The sequence below is a fragment of the Pseudomonas sp. BJa3 genome (assembly GCF_026343815.1).
Classification (GTDB): domain Bacteria; phylum Pseudomonadota; class Gammaproteobacteria; order Pseudomonadales; family Pseudomonadaceae; genus Aquipseudomonas; species Aquipseudomonas soli.
Window position 1 is genome coordinate 33523 of record NZ_JAOXMC010000028.1, and the last position, 21635, is coordinate 55157.

At 63.7% G+C, this 21635-nt stretch carries 13 protein-coding genes and 1 pseudogene; 6 read left to right on the top strand and 8 right to left on the bottom strand.

Going from position 1 to position 21635, the window contains the following annotated elements; genetic code table 11:
- Window positions 1–46 precede the first annotated feature (46 nt).
- The 4 genes from OH705_RS25040 to OH705_RS25055 all read right to left on the bottom strand — a co-directional run bounded on the left by OH705_RS25040 (window position 47) and on the right by OH705_RS25055 (window position 9384).
- Window positions 47–1324: a bifunctional O-acetylhomoserine aminocarboxypropyltransferase/cysteine synthase gene (locus OH705_RS25040; protein WP_267303213.1), complete on the bottom strand. Its 1278-nt coding sequence runs from the start codon at window positions 1322–1324 to the stop codon at window positions 47–49.
- A gap of 99 nt (window positions 1325–1423) precedes the next feature.
- On the bottom strand, window positions 1424–4654 hold the full coding sequence (locus OH705_RS25045) for a DEAD/DEAH box helicase (protein ID WP_267303214.1): 3231 nt from the start codon (window positions 4652–4654) through the stop codon (window positions 1424–1426).
- A 202-nt stretch (window positions 4655–4856) separates the two neighbouring features.
- A complete protein-coding gene (locus OH705_RS25050; RefSeq protein WP_267303215.1) occupies window positions 4857–5819 on the bottom strand; it encodes an SCO family protein in 963 nt (320 codons plus the stop codon).
- A 169-nt stretch (window positions 5820–5988) separates the two neighbouring features.
- The gene (locus OH705_RS25055) at window positions 5989–9384 is read right to left on the bottom strand and encodes an Ig-like domain-containing protein (protein WP_267303216.1); all 3396 of its coding nucleotides are present in this window, start codon (window positions 9382–9384) and stop codon (window positions 5989–5991) included.
- A gap of 429 nt (window positions 9385–9813) precedes the next feature.
- On the opposite strand from OH705_RS25055, the gene OH705_RS25060 reads away from it, so the two are divergent.
- Window positions 9814–10554, top strand: a complete 741-nt coding sequence (locus tag OH705_RS25060) for a hypothetical protein (RefSeq protein ID WP_038705869.1) — start codon at window positions 9814–9816, stop codon at window positions 10552–10554.
- Between the two features lie 62 nt (window positions 10555–10616).
- On the opposite strand, the gene OH705_RS25065 is transcribed toward OH705_RS25060, so the two are convergent.
- The gene (locus OH705_RS25065) at window positions 10617–11534 is read right to left on the bottom strand and encodes a LysR family transcriptional regulator (protein WP_023629914.1); all 918 of its coding nucleotides are present in this window, start codon (window positions 11532–11534) and stop codon (window positions 10617–10619) included.
- Between the two features lie 184 nt (window positions 11535–11718).
- On the opposite strand from OH705_RS25065, the pseudogene OH705_RS25070 reads away from it, so the two are divergent.
- From OH705_RS25070 to OH705_RS25080, 3 genes and pseudogenes are all read left to right on the top strand, one after another.
- Window positions 11719–13023, top strand: a pseudogene (locus tag OH705_RS25070) (MFS transporter).
- Window positions 13024–13039: 16 nt separating this feature from the next.
- The gene (locus tag OH705_RS25075) at window positions 13040–14281 is read left to right on the top strand and encodes a Zn-dependent hydrolase (protein WP_267303217.1); all 1242 of its coding nucleotides are present in this window, start codon (window positions 13040–13042) and stop codon (window positions 14279–14281) included.
- Window positions 14281–15303: a histone deacetylase family protein gene (locus OH705_RS25080; RefSeq protein WP_267303218.1), complete on the top strand. Its 1023-nt coding sequence runs from the start codon at window positions 14281–14283 to the stop codon at window positions 15301–15303. Before OH705_RS25075 ends, OH705_RS25080 begins: the two co-directional genes overlap by 1 nt.
- 368 nt (window positions 15304–15671) lie before the next feature.
- Here OH705_RS25080 and OH705_RS25085 read toward each other — a convergent pair whose 3' ends face one another.
- Complete coding sequence (locus tag OH705_RS25085) at window positions 15672–16472, bottom strand: RHS repeat-associated core domain-containing protein (protein ID WP_267303219.1); 801 nt, start codon at window positions 16470–16472, stop codon at window positions 15672–15674.
- 441 nt (window positions 16473–16913) lie between these two features.
- A complete protein-coding gene (locus tag OH705_RS25090) occupies window positions 16914–18338 on the bottom strand; it encodes a PLP-dependent aminotransferase family protein (RefSeq protein WP_094010373.1) in 1425 nt (474 codons plus the stop codon).
- A 438-nt stretch (window positions 18339–18776) separates the two neighbouring features.
- Here OH705_RS25090 and OH705_RS25095 point away from each other — a divergent pair, with 438 nt between their 5' ends.
- The gene (locus OH705_RS25095; protein WP_094010372.1) at window positions 18777–20186 is read left to right on the top strand and encodes an amino acid permease; all 1410 of its coding nucleotides are present in this window, start codon (window positions 18777–18779) and stop codon (window positions 20184–20186) included.
- Window positions 20187–20324: 138 nt separating this feature from the next.
- Window positions 20325–21101: a trans-aconitate 2-methyltransferase gene (gene tam, locus OH705_RS25100; protein ID WP_023631698.1), complete on the top strand. Its 777-nt coding sequence runs from the start codon at window positions 20325–20327 to the stop codon at window positions 21099–21101.
- Here tam and OH705_RS25105 read toward each other — a convergent pair.
- Window positions 21078–21452, bottom strand: coding sequence for a DUF2784 domain-containing protein (locus OH705_RS25105; RefSeq protein ID WP_023631697.1), 375 nt, complete (start codon window positions 21450–21452; stop codon window positions 21078–21080). The two genes, tam and OH705_RS25105, sit on opposite strands and share 24 nt — an antisense overlap.
- Window positions 21453–21635 lie beyond the last annotated feature (183 nt).

Sequence of the window (21635 nt, forward strand, 5' to 3'; positions counted from 1 at the left end):
CTGCAAGGGGGCGCCCGCCGTCGGCATTGGGTGGGGCGCGGGTGGATCAGCCGCGGCTGGCCTCCAGGGCCTGGGCAAGGTCGGCGATGATGTCGTCGCTGTGCTCGATACCTATCGACAGGCGCACCATGTCCCGTGGTACGCCGGCTTTTTCCAGCTCTTCATCGTTCAACTGGCGGTGGGTGGTGGAGGCAGGATGGCAGGCCAGCGACTTGGCGTCGCCGATATTCACCAGGCGCACCACCAATTGCAGCGCATCGATGAAGCGGGCCCCGGCCGCTTGGCCACCCTTGATGCCGAACGAGAGGATCGACGCCGGTTTGCCACTGGTATAGCGCTGGGCCAGGGCATGTTCGGGGTGGTCCGGCAGGCCTGCGTACTTCACCCAGGCCACCTGGTCGTGTTCCTGCAGGAAGCGGGCAACCTTGAACGCATTCTCGGTATGGCGCTCCATGCGCAGGGCCAGGGTCTCCAGGCCTTGCAGGATCAGGAAGGCATTGAACGGCGACAGCGCGGCGCCGGTGTTGCGCAGCGGCACCACGCGGCAGCGGCCGATGAAGGCGGCAGGGCCGAAAGCTTCGGTGTAGGTGACGCCGTGGTAGGACGGGTCGGGGGTATTGAGCAGGGCGAAACGTTGCTTGTGATCGGCCCAGGGGAATTTGCCCGAGTCGATGACGATGCCGCCGATGCTGGTGCCGTGGCCGCCGATGTACTTGGTCAGCGAGTGCACGACGATATCGGCGCCGTGTTCGAACGGGCGGCAGAGGATAGGCGTGGCCACGGTGTTGTCGACGATAAGCGGCACGCCGTGGCGGTGGGCGGCCTCCGCCAGCGCGGCAATATCGACGATGTTGCCGGCAGGGTTGCCGATGGACTCGCAGAACACCGCCTTGGTGCGATCATCAATCAGTGCCTCGAGGGCGGCGATGTCGTCGTGGGCGGCGAAGCGGGTGGTGATGCCCTGGCGCGGCAGGGTGTGCGCCAGCAGGTTGTAGGTACCGCCGTACAGCTTGGCCACCGAGACGATGTTGTCGCCGGCTTCTGCCACGGTCTGGATGGCGTAGGTGATGGCGGCCATGCCCGAGGCCACCGCAAGCGCACCCACCCCGCCTTCAAGGGCGGCCATGCGCTGTTCGAGCACATCGTTGGTGGGGTTCATGATGCGCGAGTAGATGTTCCCGGCCACCTTGAGGTCGAACAGGTCGGCCCCGTGCTGGGTGTCGTCGAAGGCGAACGAGGTGGTCTGGTAGATCGGCACGGCCACCGCCTTGGTGGTCGGGTCGGGGGTGAAGCCCGCGTGGATGGCGAGTGTTTCCAGCTTCATGCGGTCATTCCTTGAGCGTGGGGTGGAAGCGGACGAGCATGGAGTCATGGCGACACGGCGGTCAAGGGGCGAGCCTCCCGAGACCGCTGTCAGCGGTTGTCAGGCGGGCGCGTTGATCGTTACCGGCTGTCTGTTGAGCAGTGGCAGCCAATGCATGACATCCCGCAAGTGCAGGCGTGTAGACCAATCGTGGTAGTCGCCAATCACATAAAGCCGGCGTTTGGCGCGGGTAGCCGCCACGTTGAGCAGGTTTGGCTGTTCAACGGCCCAGTCGCGTGCACCGCGTTGCTCGCTGTTGCCGCCAAGCACGAGGATGACGACGGCGGCCTCCTTGCCTTGCATGGTGTGGATCGTGCCGTGCACCATCTTCTCTGGAAGGCGGCCCTTGAGCTGGTTGCGCACGTCCTGGAATGGCGTGATCACGGCGATATCAGAGCGCTTCACACCGTCGACATCGAGCTTGGCAAGCAGGCGTTCGAGCGCAATGCCTTCATTCTCTACCCAATTGCCACTTGAAGGGCCGGCCACATGAATCCACCCCGTGGGCAGGCTGGCGGGCGTTTCCTTGTCTGGGCTAGGGGTAAGCGTGCCGTATACCATGGCATTGTCGTAGGCGATGAGGTTGGCCAGATCAAACATAGGTTTGTCACAGCGGCGGTGCACCACCAGAGGTAGGCCTATCCAGCGCTTTCCAGCCCTGGGGCCGGCCATGCGTCCCCAAGACGTGCCGAGGTCGGCCAGGCCTTGGGCGCTGTAGCGATTGGGCAGCCAGTGCGCGTTCACCTGATACTTGTTGCGCATGTATTCAAGGACCGCGTCGGAAACAGTGACGATAGGCTTGAGCTGCAAGGGGTCGCCAACCAGTACCGCCCTGCGTGAGCGCCACAAGGCGCCGACCGTTGCCTGTGGCGTGGCCTGCCCGGCTTCATCCACCAGCAACCAGCCGATCTCGCCGCAGCCGAAGCTGCCGAACGAACGCGCGAAGGAAGCAAAAGTGCTGCTCAGTACCGGTACCAGCATGAACAGCGATGCCCAAGCGCAGCGCAGGGCGTTCGGTGACATCCCGGCGAAATGGCCGTTGCAGATCACGCTGGTAATGAAATCGAGGTTGGCCTTCAGGCGAGTGGGCTCGAGTTCGTAGAAAGTGCGGTGCAGCGCCAGCGCTTCGATGAACACGTTGGCCCTAGCCTGCCGCCAGCCGTCAAGCATCCAGGGTTCGCGCAGTTCGGTGCTGGCGCTGCGATCGAGTTCGCCACGCTCAAGCCAAGTCAGCAAGTGCCTGGCCTCGCCAGCAAGGGCAAGGCTGCGGGTAGTTTCGATCTGCGTGGTAGCCAGATCTATGGCTTGGGCGATGGCTTGTTCGTCCTGCGCCAGTTGTTGAGCCGCTGCGTCTCGGCGTGCGCACAGCTCTTGGACCTGGCGCTCGGCACTGGCGAATGCTTCGCGTGCCAGGGCGTGGCCGCTGTCCAGTAGCCGCTGTCGTGCGGCCCAGGCTCGACGGGCACCCCAGAAACTCAGCAGGCTGGCCAATAGGCCGGGTTTTTCTGCACTGTGTGCGGTAATCGCCTGCAGCGCCTGGCGCAATTGTTCACGGGCCGGTTGTAGCGTGCTGCTTTCGACTTCGCGTTGCCGATCGGAAAGCGAGCGAAGCGCTTCGACGTGAGTCTGGCGAGCCTGTTCAGCCTGTTTGACCTGCTGGCGGGCAGCGACTACGGCATCGATTTGTGTGAGTAACCTGTCGAGCTGGGCGCGAGCAGCCTGCTCCGCCTGAGTAGCCTGGCGATAGCGGGCAATAGCGCTCTGCCAGACCCTGGCTTTTTCGGTGGTCGTCAGTGCCTTGCTGCGCGGTATGCGCTCGTTCAACCAGGCTGTCATGCCCTGCACAGGAGGCAGCTCGGGAGAGGGGGGCTGTGGTGCAGGTGCGCTCGAAGCGCCGAGGCCATCCATGTCGTCGTTGTCGTCCTCAAGCTCTGCGGCTTCGACGGGGAGCCCCGCCTTCGACGTTTTTGCAGGGCGCCTGCCATCAAGAAGACGTTCCACGAACTGCTTGCGCTTGGCCTTGCTGCCCAGCGCGGCGGAGACCAGCCCCCAGGCTGGCTGGCCGCTGACTAGCCCTCCCAGTTCGCTGAAATACGCGGCTTGCGGCAGCCAGGAGGCATCGATCTTGTCCTGCTGTGGCAGCTCGAGCGTGATGTTCTCGACGGCGCCATTGTTCGAGGAGGCGACGACGATTTCGAACCCCAGCAGGTCTGGATGCAGCGCGTAGGTCGTTCGGCCGGTGCCTCCGTCGCTGGCTACCTCTCGGCCATCCTGCAGGAAGGCGTCGGAGGCTTTTTCGAATGACGCCAGTACGTCCGCTCGTTCGGTGACGACTGCTGCGATCAGGTCTCGCAACAGAGTGGTCTTGCCAGTGCCAGGCGGGCCATTGATCCCCATCAGCCCATGACTGTCTCCCAGGGTCTCGAGCAGGCTGTTGATCGCCACTTGTTGTGAGTGAACCAAGCCCAGATGGCGGTCTGCCGGCCAGCAACCCTTGGGATAGCGAGCGGGGGCCAGGCATCGAATCAAGGGCAGGTCGGCATCGCGGCTATCCAGATGCAAGCGCGGTTCGCTGTGTTGCTCTGTCAGGTAACGTGCCAGTGGCGGGCTGACGTGGCCCTGATCAAGTGCGCTAGCTACCTTGACCAGGTCGTCGAGCAGGAAACTGTTAAGGGGATCGTCTTCCTGCTCGGGTTGCTTCGGATCGACCGGCTGGGAGCGGAAGCGATGCTGACGGTTCTGGGCACCGAAGAACTCGTCCAGCCCGAGATGATGGCGAACCTGCCAGGTCATTTCTTCCAGGGCGTCAGAGCTCACCACGCCACCGAGCAGGCGCTTGCTGTCCTCGCGCAAAGCGTTCTGCGTGTCTTCGAAGCCCGATGTCCAGTCTCGCTTGTGGATAGCGCAGCCAAGGAACCATGCTTCGCTGGACAGTACGAAGCTGTCGACGACCATCTGCCCCAACTCGTCGAATTTCAGCGAGAACAGAGCCGACTCTCTGGTTTGCGGCTCTTTGTAGCCTTGATCCGCACCGTACAGCGCTTCGAGTCGGCGAGCGACGTGCAGGCTGTCGTAGAGATGGGCGTAAAGCGTGTGACTCCAGACCCGCTTGTTTGGCAGCCGCTGTCGACCCAGCACGTTCGTCGCTGACCAGGGGAGCGAGCGGGCGGTGATCGGCAGGTCCTGGAAGAATGGTTCGTAATCCTTGTTACGCTTCTTTTTCTTCGGGGCGGCCTGCGGCTGCAGGAGCTCGACGGCGTGCCAATAACGCACGATGCTTGAAGAGTTCATCAACATCCTTGTCAGCGATTTGTTTGGCTTTGCGCCAAGCGATGGTGGTTCAAAGTGAGTGGCGGTAGTTTCAGCGCTTGAAGGCATCCGCAGCAATGAACAGGCGTCCCGCCTGCTTGCGCGGATGCTCAGGCTGGCCGCAAGCTTAGCGTGTATTGGTAGCCATATGATATTGGTAGTGGCTTTACGCTAAGGTCGGTGGTCACTGAGCGGGGCGCTGCAAGCGTGTCGTTTCCTCTTCGAGGTAGCCGATCAGCGCCGCCACTTCTGTTTCCCCCAATCGCATGTTGGGCATCGCCAGTTGGTTGTACTGCGCGAACAGCAGCATCGCCAAGGGGTCTTTCTCCGCGAGCATCTGGTCGGGCTCCATCAGCCAGCGCTTGAGCCAAGCCTCTTCACGCTGCCGGGTCACCCCGAGCAGGTCCGGGCCGATGCCATGGGTGGCTCCAGGCTCGGCGTCTCCCAGGGTGTGGCACGACGAGCAGCGGGTCCTGAACAGTTGCTCGCCTGTGCTGGGCGGGCGGATGTCGGGGGCCTGGGTGTAGTCGCGGTGTTGGGCGCTGGCGGTTTTCCAGTTGTGCAGGCTGTTGGCCAGGCGGTCGGCGAGGATGTACGGGCTTTCGAAGGGCGAGGCCTTCATCCAGCGGCCGGTGGCCTGGTTGCCGATGATCAGGCTGAGGTTGTGGTCCTTGCTGCGGCCATTCTCCAGGCCCTCGATGTACAGGCCCAGGCTGCGTCGCAGTTGTTCGATGTCGGCGGCCTCGCCGGTGAGGAGTGTCCAGCCCGGGCCGATAGCGAATTTCTCGGCGTAGCGTTTGAGGGTGGCAGGGGTGTCGTTATAGGGGTCGATGCTGATCGAGTAGATGAAGATGTCCTGGCCGACACGCTCGCCCAGCAGCTTCTGTACCTGGCGCAGGCGCGCGGTTTCCACCGGGCAGGAGTCGCCGCAGCCGGTGAAGATGAAGTTGATGGCCACCACCTTGTCCTTGATCAGGTCGTCGAAGAAGCGCACCTGTTGGCCGTCCTGGGTGAGCAGGGGGATGTTGGGGAAGTAATTGGCGCCCCAGGGGGTGTCGGGGTCAGCGCTGGCGCTGGTCGGGGGCAGGGCGCAAGGCAGGCTGAGGATGATCAGCAGGGGGAGCAGCAGACGCCAGGTGTGGGGCATGGTCTTACCCTCTTGGATATCTGATGGGGCCTGCGATGCAGGCCATCGCTGGCAAGCCAGCTCCCACATTTACAGCGCCGATCACAAGGCATGCGCAATACCTGTGGGAGCCGGCTTGTCGTGGCGACGAACCGCGGCGAAAGGGGCGCAGCGCGCCCCCGGCCTTCTTTCACTTGATGCTCAAAGGTACCGTCGCACTCTGCCCCAGCGCCGATTTGACCGTTACCGCCGGTGGCGAGACCGGGCCGCTGCCGGTGGTGGTCACCGACAATTTCCAGCGCGCCCCGGAACCGCTGGCGCTCAACGTCGCCAGGCCCAGGTCGAGCGGCCCGCTGGTGGTGTTGCTGGTCACCCGGATGCTGTTGCCGGCGGCCACCGAGGTGGTGCCCGAAACCTCCCAGGTCCAGCGGTTGTTGCTGCGCAACTGCACCGAAGCGCTGCTGACCTGGATCTCGTCCATTGGCACTGCGGGCGAAACCGCGATGTTTACCGTAGCCGGGGCCAGCGACTCGAGGCCCTTGGCGTCGCGTACGGCGTAGGTGAAGCTGGCGGTGAATCCCGTGGCCACGGTGGCCGGTGGGGTGTAGGTGACCTGGGTGCCGTTGCTGGCGACCGTGCCCTGGCCGGAGTCGGGCTGGGCCAGGCTGCTGACGCTCAGCGGCACGTTGCCGTCGGGGTCGGTGTCGTTGGCCAGCACGTTGAGCACGATCGGCTTGCCGGCCATGGTCGCGGCGCTGTCGTTGACCGCCACCGGCGGCTTGTTGCTGTCGTTGCCCGAGCCACTGCTCGAGGTGCGGAAGGTCGGCAGGGCGGCGGAATTGACGTATTCCACGCCATCCCAACCAGGCAGCGGCGTTGGCATCATCTGGAACTGGCCGGGGTGCTCCAGGTCCCAGCGCAGCAGCATCGAGGTGTCTTCGTGCTGGGTGTTGTGGCAGTGTTCCATGTAGGTGCCGGCGAACTCGCGGAAGCGGATGGCCATCTCGACTTCCTCGGAGGAGTCTGTGTCCGGGCCGATGCGATAAACATCCTTGCGCGCCCATTTTTCCCACTCCGGCGGGGCCTTGCCGTCACGGCTGAGGACCACTCCTTCCTCGAAATGCACGTGCACCGGGTGGCTCCAGCCATTGCCGCCGTTCTTGATCTTCCACACTTCCAGGGTGCCGTCGCCGCTGAAACCGCCGTCGGTGGCCTCGTTGGCCAGTTGCGGAGCGGCGCCGATGCGGCGTGGGTCCATGCTGTAGCCGAAGCCACCGTCGGTCTTGATGGTCCAGGGCGCGCTGTCGGTGCCGTCGGAGCGGCCGAAGATGAACTCTCGGTGGCGGGCGGCCTTGATCTTGACCTGGTCGCTGGCGCTATTGCGGTCGATCGGCAGGGGAATCATCACCAGGCCGGCAGCCTTGCCGGGCTTGGCCGGTTCATAAAGGCTCGGGTCCATGCTCAGGTCCTGGCCGGTGTAGGGCTGCACGATCAGTTGCATGAACTTGCCGACCACCGGGTCGCCGCCATCCCATTCCGGGCCCTTGCTGGTCTGCTTGATCACTGCCTTGTATTTTTGCGACAGCACGTCGGCCAAGGCGATGGCCTGTTTCGGACCTTTGCCGGTGTCGTGTTCCATGAGGTTGACGAAGTACAGCTTGTCGCCGACCTTGATCCCGTTCTTGGCGAAATTGATGATGATGTCGTAGCGCTCGGCGATGCCCTGCAGCGGCAGGATGGCGTTGTTGTCCTGCAAGTTGCCGTCGCCGTTGAGGTCGAGGGTGCCGTCGAACGGCACCGCGTGTTCCATGATATTGCCGTCGTTGGCGATCATGTGGAACGGCACGCGGGCATAGGAGACGTTGGAGCCGCTCGGGCCTTTGAACTCGCCAGCGTTGCCGGCGATTTCACGGACCACGGCGAACTTGAAGTAGCGCGACACCGAGCCGTTGAGAATGCGGAAGCGATAGCTGCGCGCGCGCACCTTGAGCTTGGGCTGGTACTGCCAGTTGACCAGGATCTGGTCGCCGAGGAAGCCGTCGGTGTTGAACGGGTTGAACCACAACTGGCCGTTGGCGTCCCAGGCCTTGTCGGCGATCACCAGGTTGACGTCGTAGTCACGGTTGCCCCACGGCATCGCCGCGCCGCTGGGGAAACGCAGGTTGACGCCATCCTCCAGGGCCTCGTTGCCACGGTCGATGGCCGAGTAGTAGTTCATCATCACCGCGTTGCCCTTGTAGACGTTCTGCGCGGTGAAATCGAGCATGTGGTCGTGGAACCAGTGGGTGCTCATGGTCTCGCGCCAGTCGCCGCGGATCTTGATGCTGCCTTTCTCGCAGGTCTTGAGGCCTGGGGAGGCATCGTTGACGTACAGGGTTTCGCCCGGCGCGCAGGGGAAGGCGGCGCGCGGGTCCTGGGCGCGGGTGTTGATGGTGTCGTAGCCGGCCAGCTGGATCGGCCAGCGGTAGTCATAGTACTGGCCGGGGAAGAAGTAGGCGTTGGCGAAGCCGTCGCTCTCGGCCGGCGAATGGCCGTTGTGCTCGTGGGTGGAGATGGTGTGCAGGCCGAAACCGTTGTTGGCCGAGGGGTCGATCGGCAGGGCGTTGTAGTGGCGCATCAGCACCGGCTGGCCATAGCGCACCATCAGCAGCTTGACCGGGAATGTGCCGTCGAAGGTCCACAGTGCCTTGTGGCCCTGCAGGGGCATCTTCGGGTGGAAGCGGGTATCGATGCCCTTGGTGGTGCCGAGGGTGGTGGGGATGTCGGAGGTCTGGTAGTACAGCCCGCCCGGGGCGAACTCGCCCTTGGCATAGTTGTGCAACTGCTTGCGGTCGCGCAGGCCCTGGTTGATGCGCGCCCCGGCCTGGGCGGTCTTGAACGCGGCCTGGGGGTAGAACTCGTTCCAGCGCTGGTGCGACCAGCCCTTTCCTGGCGGTCGGCCTTCGGCGGGCGAGCCGACCCCGGTGCGGTTGAGGAACATCTCGATCTGCGCCTTCCACGGGTTGCGGTCGAGCACGTTGGCGTACTGTGACGGGAACGGTGTCAGCCCTGGCTGGGTGAGGAAGGCCTCCAGGGCGTTGCCGTTGGGGCTGCTGCGCGCCACATAATCCGGATCCTGCGCGGGCGCGGCACCGATTACGGGGGGCGGGAAGGTGAGGGTGTAGGGCGCAGTGGCCGGGTCGAGTTTCTCCGGGCCGAATTCTTCGAACAGCAGCAACTGCTGGGTGAAGGGCTCGGCGCCGAACAAGGGGCTGGGTTTGCCGTTCGTGGGATAGTTGCGGGAAGTCTGCTGCGCGGGGGGCAGGGCATTGTTGCTGGTCACCGTGGCGCGGGTGCCGTAGACCCCGTCGGTCAATTCGAGCGAGCCCTCGTTGGCTTCCGGCATGCTCTTCAAGGTCTCCAGCGCCGCCGCCTGGGCCAGCGGATCGGCGGCTGGGTCACTGAAGGCGGACGGATCGGTGGGCGGCGGTTGGCTCACGTCGTCGAGCGACCCGGCGAACACGTTGGCCAGCCCCAGGCTGAGCAGCAGCGCCGTGATGGCGGACAACCTGAACACCTGGGTCGATGTTGCAGTTGAATTCTTCATTACCGTATGCCCCGTGTTGTAAAGGCTGGCATCTATTGCCACTTTGAGTGAGTGGCGATGTGCCCTGTAGAGGGGGCCAGCAACGGCTGTGCCAAGCGAAAAATGGCCAAACGCCACGTGTTTCAAGATGTTGCAAGGTCGCGAAAAAGGCCTGCTGAGGCAGTTGCCGCAAACCTGGGGGAAGGCACCCAGGGCTGGGTGGGGAATGTGCCCCATTTCCCGCCCAAGCGGCCGGGCAAGGGGTCTGCTTTACCTCATGGGCCTGGGCGCTGTCATCGCCAAGCCTGCGGTTGGTGGTGGGCGGCCCGGCTGAGGCTGGCGGCGCGGTGGCTGGCGGGCCGTCAGCAGTGCCCCTTGCCCGAATCCCCTGTTCTTGGCACCCTTGCCAGCCATTGCCTCTCGTCACCCGCCAAACTAAGGAACCTCAAGGTGAGTTGGGAAAAAGTCGGTAAATCCATGGTGGGCCTGCTGGTCCTGGTCGCCGTCGCCGCCACGCTCTATGTGACGTTGCGTGAGGACGACCGGCTGCAGGCGCGCCTGACATACGCCCATCTCACCTACCCGGGCCAATTCAGCGAACGCATCAGCGAGGCCAACGACCTGCTCAAGTATGAGCGGCTTCACACGCAGATCAGCGCAATCAGCGCCGGCACACTCAGCCATCCGCAGATCGACAAGTTGGTGGATCTGGCCCAGGCCCCCTACCTGCAACTGTTCGCCAGGCCCTTCGAAGCAGGTCTTGTGGACCACCGCACCGGCTTGCTGATCGAGTTGTCCAACCCCGCCCGAGTACCGCTCAAGGCCGTGCACATACGTCTGCCGGCCAAGGGGCTGGTGCAGGTGCGCGATGCGGCCGGCAACGACACGCTGGTGCCGACCCCGACCAGCAGCATCGACCTGCCGGCCATCGACGGGGTGAGCGAGAGCAAGGTGTGGGTGTACTTCGACGCCGATTATTCACAGATTCGCCAGGCAGGAATCAGTATTCGCGATGCCGACGGCAGCGCCGATATCCAAGTGGTTCGCGAAGTGACGGGGTTCCCGGCGTTGCTGGCGCGTTACAGCCAGGTGGTGGTGGCGATGTTCGCCGCGCTGGGGCTGGGGTGGCTGGCGCTTGCGTATGCCTGGTGGGGGCGGGCACGGGTGGCCGGGGTACCGCAGAGCCTGTAGGCGATCACCGCGAACTTGGGCAGGCCTGACGCTCGACCGCTGTCCGCCTACAGGGTTGCCCGCTAGATCACCGCCGTTGCGGCCGACAGCAAGGCCTCTATGAACAGGCTTTCCGCTCGGCTCATGCGTTGGTCCCTGTTCCACAACAGGTGGATGTCGACGTCGGCAATGCCCTCCTGCGGCGGCAGTTTCCACAACAACCCTGCGTCCACATCCGGCGCCACCACATGCTCGGGCAGGCAGCCGATGCCGAAGCCGGCGATCACCAGGCGGCGCACTTCTTCCAGGCTCGGCGACGAGGCGACGATACGCCCGGCGAAGCCCTGCTGGTCGCGGAAGATGGTCAGCGGCGAGAGCATGCCGCCGATCTGGTCGCTGGTGAAACTGACAAAATTCTCCCGCTGCAGGTCGCCTTCCATCTGGCCGAACAGCGCGTGGTGCTTGCCGCAGAAGAACGCGTAGCGCTGGCGCAGGAACAACCGCTGCTCCAGCCGTGGCTGGGGTCGGCGGTTGAGGCTGAGGCCGGCGGTGGCGGTTTTTTCCTGCAGGGCTGCGACGATGTCGGAACTGCGCATCACGTCGATCTCCAGCTCAACCCGAGGGTGCTGGCGGTGGAAGTCGGCGAGGAAGTCGTCGAAGCGTTCGTTGACGATACGGCTGATCATCAACAGGCGCACCTTGCCCACCAGTTCGTCCGCCGGCTGCTCCAGCAGGCCGCCGATCTGTGACATCTGCCCGTACACCTCGCCGGCCAGCTGGAACAGCTGCTCGCCCACCTCCGTCAGCACGAAGCGCGGCCCACGGCGGGCGATGAGCTGGCGCCCGAGTTGCTCCTCGAGGCGCTTGAGCGCCTGGCTCACGGCGGGCTGGGTGAGGTGCAGGCGGGCGGCGGCGCGGCTGATCGACAGTTCCTGGCCGATGACGCGGAAGGTGCGCAGCAGGTTCCAGTCGAGGCGGTCGTTGAGCAGGCGGTCGGGCATTGTCGGGCTCGATGATAAGCGTGGTTAATAGTTCGAATAATAAATAGAAAATTGAATTATAGGCGCCCGCGATGAATGATCTCCAGCAGTGGGGGCCTCTTCGCGGAGCCCGACCCAGGCGCCGCCAGAGCGCCACCGTGACCCGAACCACTCCTGCCAGAAAAACAACCAAAGGAGCCACCCCATGAAGCCCGCCGCTTCGCCCCAACCGCGCCGTGCCGCCGCCGCCGCGTTCATCGGCACCATGATCGAGTGGTACGACTTCTACATCTACGCCACCGCCGCCGCGCTGGTGTTCGGTGCCTTGTTCTTCCCCTCCGACAACAGCCTGTTCAGCACCATGGCTGCCTTCGGCACCTTTGCCGTGGGCTTCTTCGCCCGGCCCTTGGGCGGCATCTTCTTCGGCCATATCGGCGACCGTATCGGGCGCAAGAAATCGCTGATCATCACCTTGCTGATGATGGGCGTGGTCACCGTCGCCATCGGCCTGCTGCCGACCTACGCGCAGATCGGCGCCAGCGCGCCGGTTCTGCTGGTCCTGTTGCGCGTGGTCCAGGGCATAGCCGTCGGTGGCGAGTGGGGAGGGGCGGTGCTGATGGCCGGGGAGCATGCGCCCAAGGGCCGGCGCAACTTCTTCGCCTCGTTCGCCCAGCTGGGTAGCCCGGCAGGCCTGATCCTGTCGCTACTGGCTTTCAGCGCGGTCACCCGCCTGCCGGAAGACGACCTGATGAGCTGGGGCTGGCGCCTGCCGTTCCTGGCCAGCGCGCTGTTGCTGCTGGTGGGCCTGGCAATCCGCCTGGGGGTCAACGAGTCGCCCGAGTTCCTCGCCAGCCGTGAGCAGGCCGAACAGACCCGGCGCAAGGAGCAGGCACCGGTGCTGGAAGTGCTGCGCAGCGCCTGGCGGCCGTTGCTGCTGTGCATAGGCGCCAACACCCTGGGCATCGCCGGGGTCTATTTCACCAATACCTTCATGATCAGCTACACCACCCAGCAGTTGCACCTGGAGCGTTCGCTGATCCTCGAATGCCTGTTCTTCGTGGCGATCATCCAGTTCTGCGTGCAGCCGTTGGCGGCGTGGCTGTCGGAGCGGCTTGGTGCCACGCGCTTCCTGGCCCTGATGGCGCTGCTGGCGATGGCCTCGCCGTACCCGATGTTCGTGCTGGTGAGCAGCGGCGAAGGCCCGCTGATCGTGCTCGGCATCGCCCTGGCGGCGGCGTGCATGGCGTCGTTCTATGCAGTGATCGCAGGCTACGTCAGCGGCATGTTCGCCACCCGCGTGCGCTACACCGCCATCTCCCTGGCCTATCAGGTGTGCGGCGCCATCGCCGGTGGCCTGACCCCGCTGATCGGTACCTGGCTGGCCCACAGTTTCAGCGGCTAATGGTGGCCGATGGCGGTCTTCTACAGCCTGATCGCCTGCACTTCCCTGGTCTGCGTGCTGGCGCTGGCGCGCCGCTACGCCCTTGGCCGGCAGCTCGAGCTGGCCTGAATCTGGAGTATCCGCAATGTTGAAAAGCAATGGCGATCGCCTGTGGGCGAGCCTGATGGCCATGGCCGAAATCGGCGCCACCGCCCGTGGCGGCAGCTGCCGCCTGGCCCTGAGCGACGAGGACAAGGCCGGGCGTGAACTGTTCGGCCGCTGGTGCCGCGAGGCAGGTCTGAGCCTGAGCGTGGATGCCATTGGCAACCTGTTCGCCCGCCGTGAGGGCAGCGACCCGCATGCCGCGCCGGTGATGATGGGCAGCCACCTGGACACCCAGCCCGAGGGCGGGCGTTTCGATGGCGTCTATGGCGTGCTGGCCGGTTTGGAAGTGGTGCGCCGCCTGAACGACCTGGGTATCCGTACCCGCAAGCCGCTGGAGATCGCGGTATGGACCAACGAGGAGGGCGCCCGCTTCACCCCGGCCATGTTCGGCTCGGCGGTGTTCACCGGCACTTTGCCGCTGGCCCAGGCCCTGGCGATCCGCGATGCCGACGGCATCAGCGTCGCCGATGAACTGGCGCGCACCGGTTATGCCGGCCAACGCCCGCTGGGCGGCAAGGTTGACGCCTATTTCGAGGCGCATATCGAGCAGGGCCCGATCCTCGAGGACAACGCCAGGAGCATCGGTGTGGTCAGCGGCGGCCAGGCGATCCGCTGGCTCGATGTCACCGTCGAGGGCATGGCCGCGCATGCCGGCACCACGCCGATGAAGCTGCGCAAGGACGCCTTGTACGGCGTGGCACGGATGATCCAGGCCATCGAACAACTGGCCAGCGACTTCGCCCCCAAGGGCCTGACCACGGTGGGTGAGCTGAGCATCGCCAAGTCGTCGCGCAACACCATTCCCGGCCTGGTGCGCTTCACCCTCGACCTGCGCCATCACCGCGACGAGGCCATCGACGCCATGGAGCGCGATATCAGCCTGCAGTTGCAGGCCATCGCCAGCCAGCGTGGCCTGGCGGTGCGCATCGAGCGCCACTGGGTCAGCCCGGCCACCCCGTTCGACGCCGACTGCGTGGCGGCCGTGCAGCAGGCGGTGGATGGCCTGGGCTACAGCCAGCAGTCCATCGTCAGCGGCGCCGGCCATGACGCGATCCTGCTGGCGCGCTACTGCCCCACGGCGATGGTGTTCATCCCCTGCGTCGGTGGGCTGAGCCACAACGAGGCCGAGGATGTGCTGCCCGAGGATGCCCGCCAGGGCGCCGATGTATTGCTCAACGCCGTGCTGGCCCGTGCCGGCCAGGTTGTCGAAGGAGAAGCCTGATGCGCTGCTATTTCCACCCGGAACAATTGCTACACCACCCGCGCAGCTACTATTCGCGCGGCGCCATGCGCACCCCGCAGGAAGTCCCCGAGCGCGCCCAGCGCCTGCTGCAGGCCGCCAAGGACCTTGGCTTCGAAATCCGCAAGCCCGAAGATGCCGGCCTGGCTCCGCTCAAGGCGGTGCATGGCGAAGCCTACCTGGCGTTCCTCGAAGAAGCTCATGCGCGCTGGAAGGAGGTGCCCGAGGACTGGGGCGACGAGGTGATGTCCAACATCTTCGTTCGCGAACCCAACGCCCTGCGCGGCATTCTTGCGCAGGCCGGACGTTACCTGGCCGATGGCAGTTGCCCGGTGGGTGAGCATACCTGGCGCTCCGCCTACTGGTCGGCACAGAGCGCCGTCGCCGCGGCCCAGGCCATCCTTGACGGCGAACCCGCCGCCTATGCCCTGTGCCGTCCGCCGGGGCACCATGCCCGGCACGATGCCGCCGGTGGCTTCTGCTACCTCAACAACGCCGCCGTCGCGGCCCAGGTGTTGCGCGGCCGCTACCAGCGCGTGGCGATCCTGGATACCGACATGCACCATGGGCAGGGCATCCAGGAGATTTTCTACGAGCGGGACGACGTGCTGTACGTCTCGGTGCATGGCGACCCGATCAATTTCTATCCTGGAGTAGCGGGCTTTGCCGACGAGCGCGGCAGCGGAGCAGGAGAGGGCTGCAATCTCAACCTGCCGATGGCCCACGGGGCGAGTGAAGCGGAGTTCATGGCTCAGTTGGAGGTTGCGTTGCAAGCGGTGAAGGACTTCGGCGCCGAGGTGCTGGTGCTTTCGCTGGGCTTCGATATCTACGAGCTGGACCCGCAGAGCAAGGTGGCGGTGACTACCGAAGGGTTCGCCCGGCTGGGTGAACAGATTCGTGGGTTGCGTTTGCCGTGTCTGATCGTGCAGGAGGGCGGGTACCACCTGGAGAGCCTGGAGGCGAATGCTCGGGCATTCTTCGGCGAAGAGCGCGATTGGCGTTAAGCCTGTCGAGGGGCAAGCCCGCTTCCTCGATTGTGGGGGCGGAGCTAGTGATTAAGTGTCCGTGGAGCGTACAGCACGCGCTCCAAGGTTGGGTCAGTTCGGAGTCGGTTATGAAACCCTGCTTGCTTCGGCTGACCACCTCGGTCATACATGCCATCAATAACTTCATAAGCCTTAAATGTCACCGATATGTGGCCAGTCGCCAAAGGTGTAGAGCCTGCCAATCCGAGGGCGTTAGTTACTGCGATTGTTGGCGATCAGGAACAGCATTACGTCCTGAGGATTCCATACTTTATCACCACACTGAGTGTCTCGTAAATGTCGATGTGAAGCGGTAGCTGGCGCTAGGTCTGGCCTGTCTGGCGATACTAAGATTGGCGAACTTGGTGAGCTGCTGTCGAGGGTTTGAAATTACGGGGCTCATAGGAAAATCGGCCTTCATTTTTCATATCATGGGTTTTTCGGTATCTATCGCGGGTATCTGTTTTAAGTACTTTTAAAGACATTTCTTCGCTGTTTGGCGAGTAGGTTGTTACATAGGTTGGTTGGCCATCATAAGCCGTGATAGATGTTTGGCTATAGTCTGCGAGCTGTTGGGCGAATGAGGCGTGTGGCAGTGTACTGCTGGATGCGGAATGGCAGATGACAAGATGAATTTTACTGTAGGAATCTAGGGCGATACCTCGCAAATTTAGATAGTTATAGAACTGTTCTGCGCTTAGTATTTGTTCCTTTACTTTAACTACCCCCTCTAGCCCATGGGCTTGCAGCGTCAGGCGCTTCCCTCTCCATGTACGATTGGCAATTGCAATTACTCCGTCGAGATGCAGCAAGGGTTTGCCACTGACATGACCGGTTGGGTCAACGCGGTTGATTGGATCATTCAAGGCGAATACGTAGGTGTTGAGCCCTCCATCTTCAAAGGGGCTCAGGCTGTCCGGGCTGTTGAAGCGTTGCAAGAAGGGGGTGAATGCTCGGTAACCATTACCGAGCAGGTAGTGTCCAGTCGCTCGCTCCAGTCGCTCGCCTTTGAACTTCACTTGCCCCAATGAAGATTTGGGCGCGTCGCCATACGGGGTATAGGTGGTACCGCTCCAGCCATTGGGTTGCAGCATCGCCAAGGAAGATTTGCTCAGGTCCGCCGCGATCAGTGCTCTCCATTTGGGCATGTTTTACCCCTCCCTAAGGTCAGCAGCGAAGGACCAATGTTTACCGGCGGTGTAAGGAGCATACATTTCCGTCTTTATCAGCGATTTATGATTGAAAAGTCTACGGTGCTTTGGCAGTTCGCTTCTACTGACAGAATTATCAGTTGTCTAATTTTCTTTGCTGATGCGATATTTAAGTGCATGCGCTTAAGCGGCTGGTTCACGATCGGTCCGGTGAAGTCCAGGCGGAAGACGGTGCCACTGATCGACAGTTCTTGGTCTATGTTGCGATGGGGGGGCGGCAGGTTACAGTCGAGGAAGCGATGGGTAAGGCGGCGCTCGGGGCATGGTAGTGGCTTGGTAACGATTGTGCCTGTGTTCGAGGAGCAAACCCGCTAGTTTTTAACATCCCGCCGCCCAAATCCGGCCTCCCCACGTGCTCGGGCAGGTTCTGCGTTGGCCCTACACGCCGCCCCGGCGCACATGCTTCACCAACACCTTCTCCAGCAACTCCCACATCGCCGGGTCGGTACTGAACGCCACGTTGAAGCGCATCCACCCAGTGGCCTTGGCATCGACCATGAACAACTGCCCGGGCCCGAGCATGATGCCTTTCTCCAGCGCATCGTCGAGCAGGGCGGCGCTGTCGGGGATGGCCGGATGCCGGGTCCAGATGTACATCCCTTCGTCCGACTCGATGAACAGCTCGAAACCCAGCCGATGCAGGTGCCGGCCCACTTCCTGGTGCGCCTCGGCCAGGCGCTGGCGCAGGCGCTTGAGGTGCTTGCGCCAGCGGCCGTCGATGATCGCGGCGTACACCACGCGCTCCATCACCTGCGAGGTGGTCAGGCCCGAGCGCATCTTCAGGTGCAGCAGTTGCTGGGTCAGCTCGGGGTTGGCCAGCAGGTAGCCGACGCGCACGTTGGGCGAGATGCTTTTCGAATAGCTGCCCACGTACACCACCTGCTGCAGGTGGTCGAGGCTCGCCAGGCAGGGCAGCGGGTCGGCGATCATGTCGGCGTAGAGGTTGTTCTCCACCAGGCGGAAGCCATGCTGGCTGGCCAACTGCAGTAGGCGGTGCAGCTGCGCCAGCGGGGTGCGCGAGCAGGTCGGGCTGTGCAGGTGTGGCTGGGTGAAGAAGGTCGTGGGGCGGTGGTGGGCCAGCAGGCGCTCGAGCTGGTCGAGGTCATAGCCGGCCGGGGTGCGCGGCACGCCCACCAGGGTGGCGCCCTGGGTGCGCAGGATGCTCATCAGGTTGGGGTAGCCGGGGTCGTCCACCAGCACCACGTCGCCGGGGCGCACCAAGGTGCGCACGGCCAGGTCCAGGGCCTGGCTGGCACCGTGGGTGAGCATGAGTTGCGCCGGGTTGGCGACGATCGACAGTTCCTGCTGCAGGTTCTGCGCAGTCAATGCGCGCAATTCCGGCAGGCCCATGGGGTCGCCGTAGCCGGACAGCTCCAGCGGGCTACCGGCGACCTGGCGCAGGCCGCGGCGCAAGCCTTCCTCGTACATCCAATCGTTGGGCAGCCAGCCACAACCCGGTTTGAACGGCAGCTGGCGGATCTCGAAGATCTGCTGCAGGTACCACTCCGAGTTGAAGGTGGGGCGGCTGGTATCGGCCTCGACGCTGTGCTTGTCCAGCAGCTCGTTCGCCGCACGATTGACGAAGAAGCCCGCATTGCCCTTGCTCACCAGCAACCCCTGGGCCACCAGGCGGTCGTAGGCCTCGACCACGGTGAAGGTGCTCACCGAGTAGGTCGAGGCGAACGCCCGGATCGACGGGACCTTCGCCCCGGGCTTGAGGGTCTGGTCGTCGATCAGCGCGCGCAAGCCGTCGATGATCTGGTTGACCAGCGGGGTGGAGGAGTCCGGGTGTAGCTGGAGCATTCGGGGGCCTTCAGGTGTGCGCGACGCCAGGCGCCTGCGGGGCACAGCGGGTGTATTGCATCGGCGGCCTGTACAGTGCAGTGCGTTTTTCATGCCGCTGTGCATGGCTCAATGTGTTCGACATTTTTACATTACGTGTCAGATATAGCCAACACAGCACATGACAGCGCCATGAATAATCACAACATCGCTGCTTTACCGTCGAGGTCCGCCTCGCACCTTCTTCCCGCGTGGCCGGACGCTGCTCGTCCGTTCCCAGCATGGTTCAGTTCGTCCAGAGGGTCGCCTCTGGCCGCGTAAGCAGGCCGCCACGGATGGCCTGCGTGTGCTCGCGCACACCTCCCTGCCCGCAGTAGCACTGATGTACAGGTGAGACCGATAACCATCGGGGTTTCACAGTTTTTCCTTGGATAAAAAGAAGCACGGGGTAAATAACTGATGGACGCTACATCCACATCCACCACCGCGAAGGATGGGCACGAGAGCAAGCTCAGTGCCTCGCTCAAGTCGCGCCACCTGACGATGATGTCCATCGCCGGGGTGATCGGCGGCGCCTTGTTCGTCGGTTCCGGCAGCGTGATCCACAGCGCCGGCCCGGCCGCTGTCCTGGCTTACCTGGCCGGCGGCATCCTGGTGGTGCTGATCATGCGCATGCTGGGTGAAATGGCGACTTCCTCGCCGGACACCGGCTCGTTCTCCACCTACGCCGACCGCGCCATCGGCCGCTGGGCCGGTTTCACCATCGGTTGGCTGTACTGGTGGTACTGGGTGATCCTCATGGCCTGGGAGGCCTACGTGGCGGGCAAGATCCTGCACGGCTTCTTCCCCGACGTGAGCGTCAACGTGTTCGTGCTGGCCACGACCCTGCTGCTGATCACCGTCAACTTCTTCAACGTCAAGCACTACGGCGAGTTCGAGTTCTGGTTCGCGCTGATCAAGGTGGTGGCGATCGTCTGCTTCCTGGTGGTGTGCACCGCCGCGGTGATGAACGTCTGGCAGTTCGGCGAGGTACGCGGCATCAGCCACCTGACCGCCGAAGGCTTCATGCCCAACGGCATCACCACGGTAATCGGCGCCTTGCTGGGGGTGATGTTCGCCTTCCTCGGCGCCGAGATCGTCACCATCGCCGCCTCTGAAGCGAAGGACCCGGCCACCCAGATCGTCAAGGCGACCAACTCGGTGGTCTGGCGGGTGTGCCTGTTCTATGTCGGCTCGATCTTCCTGATCGTCTGCCTGGTGCCGTGGAACGACCCGCACCTGGGCGTCTCCGGTTATGGCGCCTACCGTCGCACCCTGGAACTGCTGGGTGTGCCCTATGCCGAAGTGCTGATGAACTTCGTGGTGCTGACCTCGGTGAGCAGCTGCCTGATCTCCGGCCACTACACCGCCTCGCGCATGCTGTTCTCCCTGGCCCAGCGTGGCGATGCGCCGCGCCTGTTCAAGTTCACCCGTACCGGCACTGGCGTACCGGTGAACGCGATCATCGGCTCGTGCCTGGTGGCGGTGTTCTGCGCGCTGATCAACTTCAGCGACACCCTGCGCCCGAAGGACGTATTGGAAACCCTGATGAACACCACCGGCATGATCGCCTTGCTGGTGTACCTGGTGATCGCCTTCTCGCAGCTGCGCATGCGTCGCAAGCTGGTGGCCGAGGGCAAGGAAGTGCGCTTGAAGATGTGGCTGTTCCCGTGGCTGACCTACCTGGTGATCGTGTTCATCGTGGCGGCGCTGGTGACCATGGCTTTCATGCCGGACTACCAGATCCTGGTGATCTCCACCGGCATCGCCGCAGCCATCGTGGTGGCCATGGGCGTGGTGCACCAGATGCGTACCGCCAAGCGTCACTGAATACGGTAGCGCCTCGCGCAACGGCCGGTCTCCGTCAAGGGGCCGGCCGTTTTCGTTTTCGCCAATCGGATCATCCCTACGTTGTGCGGTGCCGACATGGCTTATGCTGCACGCAATTGCCCTACAAGGAGTCGTCCCATGTCCTGGTCCGCCACCCAGTATTCGCTGTTCGAAGACGAACGCACCCGCGCCGTACGTGACCTGCTTGCCGCCGTGCCGACGCGCCCGGTGCGCCACGCCACCGACCTTGGCTGCGGTCCGGGCAACTCCACCGAAGTGTTGCTGCAACGTTGCCCCGATGCGCAGGTCGTCGCCCTGGACAGCGATCCGGACATGGTCGACAAGGCCCGGCAGCGGCCACGCTTGAGCATTCCACGGGTGCGTTGCGAGATTGGCGAGATCGCCGGCTGGGCGGCCCAGGTGCCCCAGGACCTGATTCTCGCCAACGCTTCGCTGCAGTGGGTGCCGGACCATGCCAGCCTCTATCCGCATCTGGTGCGGCAGTTGAACGAGGGTGCGAGCCTGGCGGTGCAGACGCCGGACAACCTCGACGAGCCGGCCCATCGCCGCTTGCGCGAGATTGCCAGCCAGGGGCCTTGGGCCGACAGGTTCGCTGACTTCAGCCTGCCGCCGCGGCACAACGCGGGTTTCTACTACGATTTGCTCAGCCCTTTGTGCGCGCGGGTGGATGTGTGGCGCACCACCTATCACCACCCCTTGATCGGTGGCGCCGAGGCGGTGGTGGAGTGGTTCAAGGGCTCTGCGTTGCGGCCTTACCTGGCGCGGCTGGATGAGCAGGAGCAGGCGGATTTTCTGCAGTTGTATCTGCAGGCCATGCAGCATGACTACCCGGCGGCCAGCGACGGCCGGGTGTTGTTGCCGTTCCCGCGGCTATTTGTGGTGGCCACGCGTTAGGCGCCAGAGCACATAGGTGTAGATGCCGAGGTTGAGCGCCAGCACGATGGTGCCCAGCCACAGCTGGATCTGTGGGGTCAGGCCGGCGGGGTAGATCACGGGCCAGATGTAGTGTTCGACGAAACCGCCGTGGTAGCCGGCGTCGCCGGCGGCTTTACGCAGGTGGTTTTCCCAGTCGGTCAGGGGGCATTCCAGGTGCAGGCCTTCCACGGCCAGGCCCCAGGCTAGGGCGGGGAGGTGGATCAGCAGGGCGCGGCGGCGCCAGAGCACCAGCAGGCCGCCGAACAGGACGAGCAGGATGAACGAGAGGTGGAACAGGACCAGGGTGTCGGCGGCCAGGCGGTGGAACATGGTGGGTGGGGCCTTGCTGGGGGAGATGGGTTAGTGTGTCACGGTTTTTCGTTCTTGAGTTTGGGGTGATTGTTTTGATAGTTGTATGCGCATTCATTTGCTATGTCGACGCTTATTCACCTTTCCGCCCTTACGGCGGCCTACTTTGGTCTTGGCCAAAGTAGGCAAAGCCGCTCGCTCCAT

Coding starts and splice junctions, on each gene's coding strand:
- OH705_RS25040 (WP_267303213.1), bottom strand. CDS start 1,324: ATGAAGCTGGAAACACTCGCCATCCACGCGGGCTTCACCCCCGACCCG.
- OH705_RS25045 (WP_267303214.1), bottom strand. CDS start 4,654: ATGAACTCTTCAAGCATCGTGCGTTATTGGCACGCCGTCGAGCTCCTG.
- OH705_RS25050 (WP_267303215.1), bottom strand. CDS start 5,819: ATGCCCCACACCTGGCGTCTGCTGCTCCCCCTGCTGATCATCCTCAGC.
- OH705_RS25055 (WP_267303216.1), bottom strand. CDS start 9,384: ATGAAGAATTCAACTGCAACATCGACCCAGGTGTTCAGGTTGTCCGCC.
- OH705_RS25065 (WP_023629914.1), bottom strand. CDS start 11,534: ATGCCCGACCGCCTGCTCAACGACCGCCTCGACTGGAACCTGCTGCGC.
- OH705_RS25075 (WP_267303217.1), top strand. CDS start 13,040: ATGTTGAAAAGCAATGGCGATCGCCTGTGGGCGAGCCTGATGGCCATG.
- OH705_RS25080 (WP_267303218.1), top strand. CDS start 14,281: ATGCGCTGCTATTTCCACCCGGAACAATTGCTACACCACCCGCGCAGC.
- OH705_RS25085 (WP_267303219.1), bottom strand. CDS start 16,472: ATGCCCAAATGGAGAGCACTGATCGCGGCGGACCTGAGCAAATCTTCC.
- OH705_RS25090 (WP_094010373.1), bottom strand. CDS start 18,338: ATGCTCCAGCTACACCCGGACTCCTCCACCCCGCTGGTCAACCAGATC.
- OH705_RS25095 (WP_094010372.1), top strand. CDS start 18,777: ATGGACGCTACATCCACATCCACCACCGCGAAGGATGGGCACGAGAGC.
- tam (WP_023631698.1), top strand. CDS start 20,325: ATGTCCTGGTCCGCCACCCAGTATTCGCTGTTCGAAGACGAACGCACC.
- OH705_RS25105 (WP_023631697.1), bottom strand. CDS start 21,452: ATGTTCCACCGCCTGGCCGCCGACACCCTGGTCCTGTTCCACCTCTCG.